The 16092-nt window shown below is 37.0% G+C and carries 13 protein-coding genes; 8 read left to right on the forward strand and 5 right to left on the reverse strand.

The genetic code is table 11. The features are described from left to right. Positions 1–748: 748 nt before the first annotated feature. From ileS to IIF7_RS07295, 4 genes are all read left to right on the forward strand, one after another. Positions 749–4153 carry an isoleucine--tRNA ligase gene (gene ileS, locus IIF7_RS07280; protein ID WP_084841030.1) on the forward strand — a complete coding sequence of 1135 codons (3405 nt, stop codon included), beginning with the start codon at positions 749–751 and terminating at the stop codon, positions 4151–4153. A 7-nt stretch (positions 4154–4160) separates the two neighbouring features. Continuing rightward, positions 4161–4544: a TraR/DksA family transcriptional regulator gene (locus IIF7_RS07285; RefSeq protein WP_013069690.1), complete on the forward strand. Its 384-nt coding sequence runs from the start codon at positions 4161–4163 to the stop codon at positions 4542–4544. Positions 4545–4667: 123 nt separating this feature from the next. Further along, a complete protein-coding gene (locus IIF7_RS07290) occupies positions 4668–5300 on the forward strand; it encodes a DUF4097 family beta strand repeat-containing protein (RefSeq protein ID WP_139801286.1) in 633 nt (210 codons plus the stop codon). A 37-nt stretch (positions 5301–5337) separates the two neighbouring features. Then, positions 5338–5946, forward strand: coding sequence for a lipoprotein signal peptidase (locus tag IIF7_RS07295; RefSeq protein ID WP_084841032.1), 609 nt, complete (start codon positions 5338–5340; stop codon positions 5944–5946). Positions 5947–6244: 298 nt separating this feature from the next. Here IIF7_RS07295 and IIF7_RS07300 read toward each other — a convergent pair whose 3' ends face one another. From IIF7_RS07300 to IIF7_RS07315, 4 genes are read right to left on the reverse strand one after another with little or no spacing between them, the layout of a single operon-like run. Next, complete coding sequence (locus IIF7_RS07300; RefSeq protein WP_084841033.1) at positions 6245–6808, reverse strand: 5-formyltetrahydrofolate cyclo-ligase; 564 nt, start codon at positions 6806–6808, stop codon at positions 6245–6247. Continuing rightward, a complete protein-coding gene (locus IIF7_RS07305; protein ID WP_084841034.1) occupies positions 6801–7787 on the reverse strand; it encodes a succinylglutamate desuccinylase/aspartoacylase family protein in 987 nt (328 codons plus the stop codon). Before IIF7_RS07305 ends, IIF7_RS07300 begins: the two co-directional genes overlap by 8 nt. A gap of 8 nt (positions 7788–7795) precedes the next feature. Further along, positions 7796–8668, reverse strand: coding sequence for a 30S ribosomal protein S6--L-glutamate ligase (gene rimK / locus IIF7_RS07310; RefSeq protein WP_084841035.1), 873 nt, complete (start codon positions 8666–8668; stop codon positions 7796–7798). Further along, positions 8658–9104 carry an ATP-dependent zinc protease family protein gene (locus IIF7_RS07315; RefSeq protein WP_084841036.1) on the reverse strand — a complete coding sequence of 149 codons (447 nt, stop codon included), beginning with the start codon at positions 9102–9104 and terminating at the stop codon, positions 8658–8660. Before IIF7_RS07315 ends, rimK begins: the two co-directional genes overlap by 11 nt. 188 nt (positions 9105–9292) lie before the next feature. Between IIF7_RS07315 and uvrC the strand changes: the two genes are divergently transcribed. From uvrC to IIF7_RS07330, 3 genes are read left to right on the forward strand one after another with little or no spacing between them, the layout of a single operon-like run. Then, a complete protein-coding gene (gene uvrC / locus IIF7_RS07320; RefSeq protein ID WP_084841037.1) occupies positions 9293–11095 on the forward strand; it encodes an excinuclease ABC subunit UvrC in 1803 nt (600 codons plus the stop codon). After that, positions 11096–13315, forward strand: a complete 2220-nt coding sequence (locus IIF7_RS07325) for a patatin-like phospholipase family protein (RefSeq protein ID WP_084841038.1) — start codon at positions 11096–11098, stop codon at positions 13313–13315. It abuts the gene before it with no gap. A 32-nt stretch (positions 13316–13347) separates the two neighbouring features. Continuing rightward, positions 13348–13707: a ribosomal maturation YjgA family protein gene (locus tag IIF7_RS07330; RefSeq protein ID WP_176218919.1), complete on the forward strand. Its 360-nt coding sequence runs from the start codon at positions 13348–13350 to the stop codon at positions 13705–13707. Here the strand turns inward: IIF7_RS07330 and IIF7_RS07335 are convergent. Further along, on the reverse strand, positions 13687–14697 hold the full coding sequence (locus IIF7_RS07335; RefSeq protein ID WP_084841040.1) for an LLM class flavin-dependent oxidoreductase: 1011 nt from the start codon (positions 14695–14697) through the stop codon (positions 13687–13689). The two genes, IIF7_RS07330 and IIF7_RS07335, sit on opposite strands and share 21 nt — an antisense overlap. Positions 14698–14898: 201 nt before the next feature. Here IIF7_RS07335 and IIF7_RS07340 point away from each other — a divergent pair, with 201 nt between their 5' ends. Beyond that, a complete protein-coding gene (locus tag IIF7_RS07340) occupies positions 14899–16068 on the forward strand; it encodes a homogentisate 1,2-dioxygenase (protein WP_084841041.1) in 1170 nt (389 codons plus the stop codon). The last annotated feature ends 24 nt before the right edge of the window (positions 16069–16092 follow it).

The raw sequence follows: 16092 nt of genomic DNA on the forward strand, positions 1-16092 counted from the left end.
AATATGCTGGATGCCAACTTCCGAAGAGAAAATTCCTTTTCAGAATTCATCGTTACCGATAGTCGTGTTTATCTACAACCAAGAACCGTTCTTTTGAAAATCGCTTATAAGCTGTAGCCCGTTGCGCTGTTAGATTTTAGGCATGAGACCGCTTCGCTTTTAGGTATTAGAGTCTAGACTAGAGAGAATAGATATTTTTTATGTTGAATTTTGATTACAAAAACTTGTCACTTCGAGTGATTGCGAGTTTAGGAGCAATTGTATCGAGAAGTGGATCTTAGTCAGAATTTCAAAAAGAATGAAATTCAAGATTATATAATTTAGAAGTTAATTTTCGCTGAAAGCTGAACGCTAATAGCTAAAAGCTGTCAACAGTAAACCGTGAACTTTTCGTCATCTCGACCAAGCCTCGCCGCAGGCAGGCGTAGTGGAGAGATCTTTTTCGAAACTATATCTAAATAGATTTCTCCATTGCGCTACGCTTCAGTCGAAATGACACTCTTCTTCAGGATAAAATCCAGCCAATAGCTGATCGCTTGAAGCTGACAGCTAAAATAACTGTAAACCGTGAACTGTTAACTCAAAACTATATTCAAAACAAAAGAAAAAACCGCTATAAATATTACGTTTTCTTTAATTCGGTTTTACCATTAGATTAAAATTCCTAAGAATGGGTAATTTAAGCAGATACCGACCGCTGTTTTAGCAAAATTCCTTATTTTCGCACATCATTAGAAATTTTGAGGAAATGAGCACAAAGTTCCCTGAATATAAAGGACTTGACTTGCCAAAAGTTGCAGAGGAGACATTAAAGTATTGGAAAGAAAACCAAATATTTGAAAAGAGCATAAATTCACGTGAAGGTGAAAAGCCATTCATATTTTTCGAAGGGCCACCATCGGCTAACGGATTGCCGGGGATTCACCACGTGATGGCAAGATCTATCAAAGATATTTTTTGTAGATATAAAACTCAAAAAGGATTTCAGGTAAAACGTAAAGCAGGTTGGGATACTCATGGTCTTCCGGTAGAGCTTGGCGTAGAAAAAGAACTTGGGATCACCAAAGAAGATATTGGCACTAAAATTAGTGTAGAGCAATATAACGAGGCTTGTAAAAATGCGGTAATGCGTTATACAGATATCTGGAACGACCTTACCGAGAAGATGGGATATTGGGTAGATATGGACGATCCTTATATTACCTACAAGCCAAAATATATGGAGACGGTTTGGTATCTTTTAAAAGAGATCTACAACAAAGGTCTTATTTATAAAGGCTATACCATCCAGCCATATTCTCCAAAAGCGGGGACAGGTTTAAGTTCTCACGAGCTTAACCAACCGGGGACGTATCAGGATGTTTCAGATACTACGGTTACCGCAATGTTTAAAACTAAAAAAGAAACATTGCCGGCTGGTTTAAGCGAGCATGCAGAAGATGTTTTCTTTATTGCCTGGACAACTACTCCTTGGACGCTTCCATCAAACACCGCACTTACTGTTGGGCCAAAGATCGAATATGTAACGGTTAAAACTTATAATCAATATACGTTTGAGCCTATTACGATTGTTGCGGCTAAGGAATTGGCACGTAAACAATTCGATAAGAAATTTAAAGAAGTAGAAAGCGAAGAAGAGCTGAAAGCTTATAAAGAAGGAGATAAACATATTCCGTTCTTAATCGGCGAAACTTATATTGGAAAAGATCTTGTAGGTATCCAGTATGAGCAATTATTGCCATATACCTTGCCTTTCGAGAATCCTGAAAATGCATTTAGAGTAATTTCCGGAGACTTTGTAACTACAGAAGATGGTACCGGGATCGTACATACTTCGCCAACTTTTGGTGCAGATGATGCTATGGTTGCAAAACAGGCAACACCGCCGGTTCCGCCAATGTTGGTGAAAGACGAGAACGATAATTTAGTGCCTTTAGTAGATCTTCAGGGGAAATTTAGACCAGAAATGGGCGAATTTGCCGGCAAATATGTGAAGAACGAATATTATGATGATGCTGAAGTTCCAGAGAAATCTGTAGATGTAGAAATCGCGATTAAGCTGAAGGAGGAAAACAGGGCTTTTAAAGTTGAAAAATACGTACACAGTTATCCAAACTGTTGGCGTACCGATAAGCCAATTTTATATTATCCATTAGATTCTTGGTTCATTAAGGTGACCGATGTTAAAGATCGTATGCACGAGCTGAATACCGGAATCAACTGGAAACCAAAATCTACGGGAGAAGGGCGTTTTGGAAACTGGCTTGCCAATGCGAACGACTGGAATTTATCCCGAAGCCGATATTGGGGAATTCCGTTACCAATTTGGAGAACCGAAGATGGTAGAGAAGAAAAGATCATTGGATCGGTAGAAGAATTAAAAGTAGAGATCACCAAAGCTGTTGAAGCCGGAGTGATGGAAAAAGATATTTTTGCCGATTTCAAAATCGGTGATATGAGTGAAGAAAATTACGCTAATGTAGATCTTCACAAAAATGTGGTAGACACGATCACGTTGGTTTCTGATGCCGGGAAGCCAATGAAGCGTGAAGCAGATCTTATCGATGTTTGGTTCGATTCTGGTTCTATGCCGTATGCACAATGGCACTACCCATTCGAAAATAAAGAAAAAGTAGAAAAAGACTGGCGTAAAGCCGATTTTATTGCTGAAGGTGTCGATCAAACCCGTGGATGGTTCTATACTCTTCACGCGATCGCGACCATGACCTTTGATGATGTTGCTTATAAAAATGTAGTTTCAAACGGACTGGTTTTAGACAAAAACGGGCAAAAAATGTCCAAACGTCTTGGAAACGCCGTAGATCCATTCGAAACTTTATCGGTTTATGGTCCAGATGCTACGCGTTGGTATATGATTTCTAACGCGAATCCCTGGGATAACCTAAAATTCGATATTGAAGGAATTGGTGAGGTAAGCCGTAAATTCTTCGGTACACTTTACAACACCTATTCGTTCTTTACATTATATGCAAACATCGATAACTTTACCTATGCTGAAGCAGATGTTGCTTTAGAAGAACGTCCGGAAATCGATCGTTGGATTCTTTCAGAATTACATACGCTAATTCAGAAAGTAGATAAGTTTTATGCTGAATACGAACCAACAAGAGCCACAAGAGCAATTTCAGAATTTGTTCAGGAAAACTTAAGTAACTGGTTCGTTAGATTAAGCCGAAGAAGATTCTGGAAAGGCGATTACGAGCAGGATAAGATTTCAGCATATCAAACTTTATACACTTGTTTGGAAACTGTAGCTAAGCTTGGTGCTCCTGTTGCTCCATTTTTTATGGATGCCTTGTATAAAGATTTGAATAACACGACGAAAAAAGAGAATTACGATTCGGTTCACACCGCTTTATTCCCAGTTTTCGACGAAAAATTTGTAGATAAATCTTTAGAGCGTAAGATGGAAAAGGCGCAAACAATTTCAAGTTTGGTGCTTTCTTTACGTAAAAAAGAAATGATAAAAGTAAGACAGCCACTGCAACGAATTATGATCCCAATCTTAGATAAAGAGCAGGGAGAAGAGATTTTAGCAGTACAGGATCTTATAAAATCTGAAGTAAACGTAAAAGAAGTCGAGTTAATCGACGATGCTTCAGGAATACTTGTTAAGCAGGTTAAACCTAACTTTAGGGTGCTTGGTCCACGTTTTGGAAAAGAAATGAAACCGGTGGTAAACAAGATCAATCAATTTGATGCGGGAGACATTGCTATCCTTGAGAAAGAGGGTAAAATAAATGTCGAAGTAAATGAAAAAATGATTATTTTGTCCATCGATGAAGTTGAAATTTCTTCTCAGGATATCGAAGGATGGCTTGTGGCAAGCAGTGGCAATATAACTGTTGCACTAGACGTTAATATCTCGCCAGAGCTCAAAAAAGAAGGAGTGGCGAGAGAATTGGTAAATCGAATCCAGAATATGAGAAAAGATAATGGATTTGAAGTGACAGATACTATTAATGTGACCCTACAAAAGGACGGCATTGTCGAGGATGCTGTGAATAACAATATAACCTATATCAAAACCGAAACTTTAACTGCAACGCTCGAACTTGCAGAGGTAGTAAAAGATGGAGTAGATGTCGAATTTGACGATGTTACTACAAAATTATTAATCACAAAAAACTAAGCAGCTTATGTCAACCGAAGTAAAAGAGCGTTTTAGCGATGCAGAATTGGCCGAATTTAAGGAGCTAATCCAGGGCAAGATCGCCAAAGCCAAAGAACAACTAGAGATTTACCAAAATGCTTATAAAAACGACGGGAACAACGGTACAGACGATACGTCCCCAACGTTCAAGGCATTTGAAGAAGGTAGTGAAACCATGAGTAAAGAAGCAAACTCTCAATTGGCAATTCGCCAGGAGAAATTTATTCGTGATCTTAAAAACGCTTTAATGCGTATAGAGAACAAAACTTATGGCGTATGCCGCGTTACCGGAAAATTAATTAATAAAGAGCGTTTAAAGCTGGTTCCCCATGCCACTTTAAGTATCGAGGCTAAAAATATGCAACGATAAAATATTTTACGCTTTAACCAGGCTTGTTTATTTATTAATAAATAAGCCCGGTGTAACAAGAAATTATTTAATCGAAAATTAAACGCTCCCATTTTAAGGAGCGTTTTTTGTTCTATAAATAGTATGAAAATAGCTAATCGATATTCGATGTTTTTAATGTGTTTTTTTATAGGCACGCTTTTTATGCTTGCTCAGAAAGACACGCAAAATATCTTAACTTCAGATTTTAATGAAGTTGTTATCGATGCAGATGAGGTTTTTAAAATCAATATCATTAGTGAAAATCGTGAGACTTTACAATACAAAACCCATTCTGAAGGTGAGTATTTTAATGACATTAGGTTAAAAACCAGCCTTAAAAATGATAAGCTTTTTATCGAAACTCAGTATCCAGAGCAATTAGTGGGAGGATTTGATAAACTAAGTGCTCATAAGGTGTTTTCGCTAGAATTAGATCTTTATTTGCCTGAAAATAAGTTACTGATTATTAGCTCTAATTCGGCTTCTTTGATTGTTTCTGGAAAATTCGAGAGTTTTTCAGCTAATTTGCAGCGTGGTTATTGTAATTTGAAGGATTTTGAAGGAAATGCAAGAATAAATACCTATAAAGGTGATATTGATGCTGAAGTTGTTTCCGGAGAAATAATAGCAAATAGCAGGCATGGTAAAGTTTTGGTGGATAAAAATCTCTACGGAATGCATCAAATTAAACTAACTTCAATTAATGGTGACATAAGCGTGCGAAAAACTAAATAATATTAGTATTTTTGGTGCGTTTTTAACAAAAAAAGAAATGTCTTTAAAGAAAGCAGGCCTAATAATATTTATAGTTCTTTTAATCGATCAGATTTCTAAAATTTACATCAAAACACATTTTAAACTTGGTGGCGAAGTTGAAGTTTTTGACTGGTTTAGAATCCTTTTTGTTGAAAACGAAGGTATGGCCTGGGGAACCAAAATTCCCGGACAATACGGTAAACTAGCGCTTACCCTTTTTAGATTAGTGGCAATTTTTGGTATTGGTTACTGGTTGGTAGATTCGGTTAAGAAAAATGGAAGCCGAATTTTAATTACCTCTATCGCGTTAATTTTTGCCGGTGCTTTTGGAAATATCATCGATTCTGTTTTCTACGGAATAACTTTTAGCGACAGTTATAACAAAATAGCGACCTTTTTACCTGAAGGTGGTGGCTACGGAACACTTTTTCACGGAAAAGTGGTAGATATGCTTTATTTCCCTTTATATGAAGGTTACTTGCCAGACTGGATTCCTTTTTGGGGCGGTAAATTCTTTACATTTTTTGAGCCCGTTTTTAATATTGCCGATTCTTCGATAAGTATTGGAGTGGTTTTACTACTGTTATTTAATAAAAGAGCTTTCCCGAAAGAAGAGAAAGAGTAGTTAGTTAGCATTGAGCGGTGAAGAGTTTACAGATATGCTAGTCTTACTAGCTGTAAGCTTTTAGCGGTCAGCTATCAGCCTTATGAAATGCTGAATTAAGCTTGCTGCCGGCTGCATGTTCGAAATGATAAGAATTCTTCATTAAAAATTTATATTGATATTTCAATCCTGATTTCTTCTGCTGTATCCTATTTTCTGAAAAGAAATTGATACAGAATAATAGCAATTATCAAATCATCACATTACCACATTTTCAAATTGAAGAATTCTAAAAGCGAAGCGGTCTATATTCTAAACTCTAAAATCTATACACCTGTTTGGGAGTAATGCAATAATCAAGCGGAATGTCACTGGTGTAAACATCTTCGAAAGCCTCTTCAGCTTCAAAAAATGAGAGTCCTATTTTAATAATATCGGGTTTGCAGGTGCTTAAAAATTTATCGTAATAACCTTTTCCGTAACCAATTCGATGGCCATTTTTATCGAAAGCAAGTAAAGGCACAAAAACCACGTCTATTTTTTCTGAAGGAATTTCAATGCCATCTACAGGTTCGGGAATATTCCACCTGTTTTTTTTGATTTTGGTAGTTTCGGTAAGTAAATAATTGATCAGGTTATTGTGTTCAATATCAGTTCTGGGAATTACCACATTTTTATCCTTCCCCTGAAGAATATGTAAAATAAATTCGGTGTCCACCTCTTTTTGTTCAGCAATACTTAAGAACAGGTGATAAAAATCACCCTCCCAAACATCTAATTTCAGCAGATTATTAGCGATCTCTAAACTGAATTCTTCAATAGCTTCCGTAGAAAGGGCGGTACGTAAAGCCTTGTATTTTTTACGCAGTTCGGTTTTATTCATCGGTCACTTTTGAAGCTGTTGAAATATGAAAAATAGCATCACCCTGATACACGATAGGAGCTTCGTTCACATTAATAATATAACCCTGGTTTCTGGACTTTATTTTATGCCTAAATTTTCCATAAGGATCTGTGATCGTTCCAATATATTCACCTTTTTCAACAAACTTTCCGCATGGAATTTTAAGATGTAATAGTCCACTATATTTTGCACGCATCCAGGTGGTATTCTCAATCAAAATTGGCTCGGTATGCGCATTTGGAAGTTCAAATCTAGACTTTAACATATCCAGGTGGTCCAAGATTCTCATAGTGCCTTCAACTCCCTGTCTTGCGATTTCTTTGTTGCTATCCTGAGATTTCCCACCTTCAAAAAGTAGAATAGGGATGCCCATTTTAGAACAGGTTTCACGATAGGATTTTGTAATCGTCGTAGAAACGATGGTAAACGGCGCTTTAAAGATATTCGCTAACTCGATACTATGTTTATCTCCTTTTTTAACGCGGATCTGCGCTACGTTAAAACGGCTTGCACCACCGGTATGAAAATCCAGACAAAAATCTGCAATTGGTAAAATTTCCTGAACGAACTGAAATGCAAATCTACCGGCAAGCGATCCGTTTTTTGTTCCCGGGAACATACGATTTAGGTCGCGACCATCGGGAAATTCTCGCGTCATATTTAAAAAACCAAAAACGTTCACCACCGGAATACAAATAGTGGTGCCGCATTTAGGTTTATTGATTTCTTTACTTATTAATTGTCTTACGATTTCTACCCCGTTAAGCTCGTCACCGTGAATACCCGCAGTAATTAAAACCACAGGTCCCGGATTTTTAGAGCGCTCTATAATCACAGGAACTTCAACAGAAGTTGTGGTATAAAGTTTCGCCATATTAAGGTTAATTGTGGCGCTTTTACCGGGTAGGATCTTTTTTCCCAGAATTTCCAGGACGTTGTCTTTGGTGATTTGAGGCATAAATTAAATTAGGCGTGTTTTTCGATATATCGAATAATGGTTTTAGCGATATCTTTTCCGGTAGCTTTTTCGATGCCTTCTAAACCTGGTGAAGAATTTACTTCAAGGATTAAAGGTCCACGAGAACTTTGTATCATATCTACCCCGGCAACACCAAGCCCCATGGCTTTAGTAGCTTTTACCGCTGCGATTTCTTCTTCGTCACTAAGCTCGATAGATTCTGCGCTACCACCACGATGCAGGTTAGAGCGGAATTCTCCTTCTTTACCCTGTCTTTTCATCGCGCCAACTACATGACCATCTACTACAAAAGCTCTAATATCTGCACCTTTCGCTTCTTTGATAAACTCTTGTACAATTACACGAGCCTGTAAACCATTAAATGCCTCGATAACAGATTCGGCTGCATTTTTGGTTTCAGCAAGAACAACACCAACACCTTGTGTTCCTTCTAGCAATTTAATAACTAATGGTGGCCCGCCAACCTGACTAATAACTCCTGAAACATCTCTGGAATAATTAGTAAATACTGTTTTTGGAAGACCAATTTTAGCGCGAGAAAGTACCTGTAAACTTCTTAATTTATCGCGACTTCTAACTAAAGCCTCGCTATCTGTGGTTGTAAATGCACCCATCATTTCGAACTGGCGAACTACCGCAGTACCATAAAAAGTAACCGAAGAACCAATTCTTGGGATAATAGCATCTACATCTTTTATATATTTTCCCTTAAAATAGATGTTAGGGTTTCTCCTTTCAATCACAATATCACACTTTAAAGGGTCTACAACCTCTACGGTGTGTTTGCGTTTCATGGCCGCTTCAACAAGTCGTTTTGTTGAGTATAGTTGCGAATTTCTGGAAAGGATTTTAATGTTCATTTGTTTGGTGTTGATTGTTAAATGATAAATCAATTAGTTGTGGATCCACAATAAATTTGTTGCTTAAAAATTTTCGTCCTAAAAGAACAGGGAAACGCATTTCCTGGCGTGAAGACAAAGAAAGCGAAATTTTATAAGTTTTATTAAAAAGCTTAATCTTAGAATCGATCTGGTAGCGCTTCTGGATCATCCCATTGCTGCTGCGAACAAAAATAATATCGTAGTCTTTAAAAATGAATTCTTTACCGTTGTATTGCTCGTGCTCTTCATCTAGAAATTTACAGTATAAAACTTCATCTTTTTCTACAATTTCGTCACAGTGAATCGAAGATGTGTAAGCGCCGGTATCGATTTTTACCGAAATTCCTTCGAGATCTAAAACAGGGAAATCTGCTTTATCAAAACGTCCAATAATTGTTTTTTTGCTCTCGCTCATATACCCAAGATAGCCAAAATAAATGTTTTATAGTTTTAAGGAATTATAAAATACCTTTAAAACTGCGAATTTCAGTAATACAATCGAGATTCAGAAATAAAAATTGATCGAACTAAGCGTATAAAAATTACCTCAATTTTTATCGAAAATCTTCTCATTAGCCCCAAAGATATTTTAAATTTGAAGTGATGGAAATACCTGCTCTGGATGTACAATTAAAGACTTTGCCCGATAGTCCCGGTGTTTATCAATATTTCGATAAAAACGGGAAGATTCTTTACGTGGGTAAAGCTAAAAACCTTAAAAAACGAGTAACTTCTTATTTTACAAAGCGCCACGATAGCCATCGTATTGGTGTGATGGTAAAAAAGATTCACGAAATACGGCATATCGTTGTTTCTTCGGAAACTGATGCGTTGCTGTTAGAGAATAACCTAATTAAAAAACTTCAGCCGCGTTTTAATGTAATGCTGAAGGATGATAAAACCTATCCTTGGATCTGTATAAAAAATGAGCGTTTTCCACGTGTTTTTCCTACCCGAAGATTAGTAAAAGATGGGAGTGAATATTATGGACCGTTTACCAGTTTTAAAACGGTAAACACTTTGCTGGATCTAATTAAAGGATTGTATAAACTGCGAACCTGTAATTATGATCTTGCTGAGGATAAAATTCGGGAAAACAAATTTAAGGTTTGCCTGGAATATCATTTAGGGAATTGCATGGGTCCTTGTGAAGGCTACCAGGGCGAAGCAGAGTATAACCGAAATATCGATCACATACGGCAAATCGTAAAAGGAAATTTTAAAGATTCGCTTAGCCAGTTTAGAGAGCAAATGCAGGAGCATGCTGCGAATATGGAGTTTGAAGATGCGCAGCGAATAAAAAATAAGATTGAAGTTTTAGAAAATTACCAGTCGCGATCTACGGTTGTAAATCCTAAGATTAATAACGTAGATGTGTTTTCTGTAATTAGTGATGAGGGTTATGGATATGTGAATTTTCTTCAGTTAATGCATGGTTCGATTATTAGGTCGCATACCATAGAAATGAAGAAGAAATTAGATGAAACAGACGAAGAATTACTGGAACTTGGTATTACTGAAATTAGGCAGCGGTTCAATTCAAAATCACCTGAAATTTACGTTCCTTTTAAAGTAGATGCCGGCGATGAAGTAAAAGTCACCGTGCCCAAGCTTGGTGATAAACGAAAGATTGTAGAGTTATCTGAGCGTAATGCCAAATATTACCGCCAGGAGCGATTTAAGCAGATGAAGATCGTAGATCCAGATCGTCATGTAAATCGCGTAATGGCACAAATGAAGGAAGATTTACGTTTAAGTGTAGAACCACGCCATATCGAATGTTTTGATAACTCGAATATCCAAGGGACAAATCCGGTGGCCGCCTGCGTAGTTTTCAAAAATGGGAAACCAAGTAAAAAAGATTATCGTAAATTTAATATCAAAACTGTTGAAGGTCCTAACGATTTTGCTTCGATGGAAGAAGTGGTGTTTAGGCGATACAAACGTCTTTTAAATGAAGGTGAAGAACTGCCGCAGCTTATTATTGTAGATGGAGGTAAAGGACAGTTAGGTAGTGGCGTGAAAGCCCTAGAAACTTTAGGATTGCGAGGCAAGATTGCGATAGTAGGTATTGCTAAACGTCTAGAAGAACTGTTTTATCCAGGAGATCCAATTCCATTGTATTTGGACAAAAGATCGGAAACCTTAAAGATCATTCAGCAGTTAAGAGATGAAGCGCATAGATTTGGAATCACTTTCCACCGAAATAAACGTAGTAAATCTGCGTTGAATACAGAGCTGGAGTCCATTAAAGGAATTGGAGAAAAAACGGTGGTAGAGTTGTTGAAGAGCTTCAGATCCTTAAAACGAGTAAAAGAAGCTTCAGAAAAATCACTGGCAGATGTTGTGGGAAGTGCTAAGGCTAAAATTGTTTACGATTATTATCATTCAGAATCTTCAGAATAAATGAAAAAAATCTTTTGCATCCTGTTCTTCTGTAGTTCACTTTTTAGTTTTTCTCAGGAAGAAAAATTAAAGGTTGGGCTTGTTTTGAGTGGAGGAGGAGCAAAAGGTTTAGCGCATATAGGTGCCATAAAAGCTATAGAAGAAGCCGGTGTGCATATCGATTATATTGCTGGTACCAGCATGGGAGCAATTATTGGTGGATTATACGCTTCAGGTTATACTGCGACCGAATTAGATTCGATCGTTAAAAATACCAATTTCAATATTCTTATTCAGGATGAAATTCCACGAAAATCGATGACGTTTTATGAAAAGGAGAATACAGAGCGGTATGCGCTTACGCTTCCTTTCGATCATTTTAAAGTAGGATTTCCTTCGGGATTAAGCAAAGGGCAAAATATTTATAATTTGATGTCTGGTTTAACCGTGCATCTGGAAGATGAAAAGGATTTTTCAAAATTACCCATTCCTTTTTTTTGTGTGGCTGCAGATGTAGAGACCGGTGAAGAAATTATTCTTGATAAAGGTTCGTTGGCAAAATCTGTCGCAGCCAGTGGTGCGATTCCGTCACTGTTTGCTCCCGTAAAAATTGATGGCAGGTTGCTTATCGATGGCGGAGTGGTAAATAATTACCCGGTAGAGGAGTTGCGCCGCCGCGGTGCCGATGTGGTGATTGGTGTAGATGTTCAGGATTCATTACTTAATCGTAAAGATCTAAAAGGAGTTTTCGATATTTTTACGCAGGTAAGTAACTTCAGGACGATCAATGATATGAAGCATAAGATTCCGCTTACCGATATTTATATTCGTCCCGATATTGGTCGTTTTTCGATCATGTCTTTTGAAGAAGGTGCGGCGATTATCGATTCTGGAAAAGTGGCCGGAAATAAGCGAATTTCAGCATTAAAACAACTTGCTTTAAAACAAAAATCGCATCCAAAACCTTATAAACGCAAAATTATTGATACGCTTAATTTAAGCCGAATTCAACTTGCCGGAAATACTAATTATCCACGCTCCTTTATTATTGGGAGGCTTAGATTACAAACCCCAGGAAAATTTAGCCTTTCACAAATTAATGAGGGTATCGATTTTTTATCGGCAACAGGAAATTTTGATAAAATCAATTACTTTCTTACTCAGGACGATGTAGAAACTTATGCTTTAAATATTAATTTGGATGAAAGCGAGAATAAAACTTTTTTAAAGCTGGCTTTGCATTACGATGAGTTGTATCGTAGTGCAGCACTGGTAAATTTAACCCGAAAAAGTTCGATTTTTACCAACGATGTTACGTCTCTAGATCTAATTGTAGGAGAAAATGTTCGGTATAACTTTCAGTATTATATCGATAAAGGATATTATTGGAGTATCGGTATAAAATCCAGGTTTAATTCTTTTGATACACCGGTAGATTATGCGCTGGTAGAAGATCAAATTAACGGGAATGATTTCAATATTAATCGAATAGATATCGATTTTAAGGATTTTACCAATCAATTTTATGTCGAGACTTTATTTAAGCAGGTAGCTTCATTGGGAATGGGAGCCGAACATAAGTATCTAAAAATTTCTTCGGAAACTATTAATAGTAGTGAAGAAGGTGTGGATGTTCCTGGAACCGAGTTCGAGAATAACCATTATTATAGTGCTTTTGGGTATTTAAAGTATGATTCTTTCGATAATAAATATTATCCCAAACGTGGATTTTATTTTCATGGGGATTTTCATATTTACCCATTTTCTTCTATCGACGATTTTACTGAATTCTCTATCGCAAAAGGAAAGATTGGATATGTTTTTACGCCAATTAGAAATCTTAGTTTCAGGCTTTTTTCTGAAACCGGTTTTAAAATTGGTCCAAGCGATCAGCGAACACTCGATTTTCTTTTAGGTGGCTACGGAAATAACCTTATTAATAACATGGTTCCTTTTTACGGGTACGATTTTATTAGTCTTGGCGGGGATAGTTATATAAAAGGTCTTGTTGAAGCAGATGTAGAAATTTTTAAAAATAATCACATCACTTTAAGCGGTAATATTGCGAATGTAGAGAACGATCTTTATTCTTCGGGAAACTGGTTGTCGATGCCAGATTATACGGGTTATGCTTTGGGTTACGGGATGGAAACCTTTCTTGGTCCTATGGAAGTGAAATACTCGTATTCACCAGAAATAAAAGAAAGTCAGTGGTTTTTTAGTTTAGGTTTCTGGTTCTAATGCGCTTCTCTCTAAAATACTTTCTAACTGCGTTGGCACTTTTTATAACCGAATTTTTAATCGCCAGGTTTATCAATGGTGGTTTTATACGGAATGTTCTTGGTGATTATCTGGTTGTTTTTTTGATCTATTATTTCCTGCTCAGCTTTTACAAGTGGCAAAAAATTAAACTTGCCGTTTTCGTTTTACTTGTAGCATATCTTATCGAGATCTTGCAATATGTACAAATTTTAAAGATTCTTGGAATCCCAAAATCTACATTTACAGATATGATTTTAGGATCTTCTTTCGATTGGCTGGATATGCTGGCCTATACTTTAGCATTTTTAAGTCTTGTTTTTATGCAAAGAATCTGGAAGAAAAAGAATGCTTCAAAAAAGGCTATTCATTGAAAAAGCTTCAGCAACCAACTCAAAACTTCGCAAGCGCAATTCTTTATTAAAACTCATCGTAGAAATAATTACTTCATCTACATCAAAATCCTTCGCTAAATTGACGATTTTTTCCTTTACACGATCTGGAGTTCCAGAAATAATTCGACCGGCATTATAATGTAAGCGCTGTTTTTCGAAAGAGGTGAACTGGTGATTTCGAATATCCTCGAAAGCTGGGAGATTTTGGTAATTTCCTTTATCGAATTGCAATAAAATATAATCGATATACTTGCGCATTTGGTTTGCTTCATCTTCGGTTTCACCACACATTACAAACGAAGAAATTAGCGCTTTGGGTTCTGGGCGATCTTCCGTAGGCGTAAAATGTTTTCGGTAACTTTCTACCACATTAGGAGAAACACTTCCGTTTATAAATTTGGCCACAGCAAGATTTAAACCTAAGTCGGCCGCGATTTTTGCACTCCCGCCACTACTGCTTAAAATCCATTGCTGCGGAATTGTTTTAACCTGCGGAATCGCATAAATAGGAGAAGCATTAACCTGCGCGTTATCCTTAAAAAAGTGATCTAAATGCTGAAGTTGCTTAATATAATCTTCCTCCTGAAATGTATTCGAAGGATTTAAAAGGCTGGCGCTAATGCCATCGCCACCGGGTGCGCGACCAATTCCAAGGTCTATCCTTCCCGGATAAAGCGCTTCTAACATTCTAAAATTTTCAGCCACCTTAAAAGCACTATGATTGGGCAGCATAATTCCGCCACTTCCTAGTCGAATTTGTGAAGTTTCAGCCCCTAATCTTGCCATTAAAACTTCTGGAGTAGAGCCGGCGATGAAGGTAGAGTTATGATGTTCAGAAATCCAAAAGCGATGATACCCTAGCTTTTCAGCAAGAATAGCAGTTTCGATGGTCTCCTGAACTGCTGAAATAGCAGAGGAATCTGTGCGAACAACAGATTGATCTAAGATTCCAAGTTTAATATCACTCATGCGATGGCTTTAATAAATTATTCGGAATTGGAGCTTAATGCTTACAGGCTAATTTAAGTTATTGGTGTTTAGTTTTACATTTCATTTAAGAAAGAATACGTTTATTTTCTATAAATTTATTATTAGTTAATTTTATATAGTTTTTATTGATAATTTTATAATTTTAACTACCAGAGAAGTAGTTTAATTAAATATTTAATTATGCCTTTTTATCATAAGTTAGGTAAGATTCCACATAAAAGACATACGATCTTCAAAAAGCCAGACGGAAGCCTTTATTACGAACAGGTTTTTGGAACTATTGGTTTTGATGGAATGTCTTCGATATCTTACCACGAGCAGCGACCTACGCAGGTTAAGGAAGTAAAAAAAAATTATAGCGTAAAACCTGTAATTTCAAAAGAAAATAATTTAAAATCTTATCGTCTAAAAGGTTTTCAGGTAATGCCAGAACGGGATTATTTAGAAAGTAGAAAAGTTATTCTAACTAATAGTGATGTCGATATTATTCTGGCAGCGCCACAAAAATCTACCGATAATTATTTTTATAAGAATGCCGATAGTGATGAGCTTTTGTTTATTCATAAAGGGAGCGGGAAATTAAGAACACATTTAGGGAATCTCGATTTTAAATACGGTGATTATTTGCTAATCCCGCGTGGTACGATCTATAAAATTGATTTTGATACTGAGGAAAACCGACTATTTATTGTGGAATCCAGGCGCCCAATTTACACGCCTAAAAGATATAGAAACTGGTTTGGGCAACTATTGGAACATTCGCCATTTTGTGAACGCGATCTTAGGCAGCCGTACGAGTTAGAAACCAATAACGAAAAAGGCGATTTTCTAATCAAGATCAAAAAGCAGGGCGATATTTTTGATACGGTTTACGCTACACATCCATTCGATGTGGTGGGTTACGATGGATATAACTATCCTTATGCGTTTTCAATCCACGATTTTGAACCTATTACAGGTAGAATTCACCAACCGCCACCGGTACATCAAACTTTCGAAACCGATGCTTTTGTAGTTTGCAGTTTTTGTCCGCGTAAATACGACTATCACCCAGAAAGTATTCCGGCGCCGTACAGCCATAGTAATATCGATAGTGATGAGGTGCTTTACTATGTAGATGGCGATTTTATGAGCCGAAATGATATTGAAGCGGGACATATTTCGCTGCACCCGGCTGGAATTCCGCATGGGCCGCACCCGGGAGCCGTAGAACGAAGTATTGGTAAAACCGAAACCGAAGAATTAGCAGTAATGGTAGATACGTTTAAGCCTTTACAACTTACCGAAGATGCGATGGCCATTGCAGATGAAACCTATTATAGATCCTGGCTAGAAGACCAGGAGAAATAAAAAACATTCAAAAAATAACGAATA

This window comes from Zunongwangia atlantica 22II14-10F7 (genome assembly GCF_002094855.1).
Taxonomy (GTDB): Bacteria; Bacteroidota; Bacteroidia; order Flavobacteriales; family Flavobacteriaceae; genus Zunongwangia; species Zunongwangia atlantica.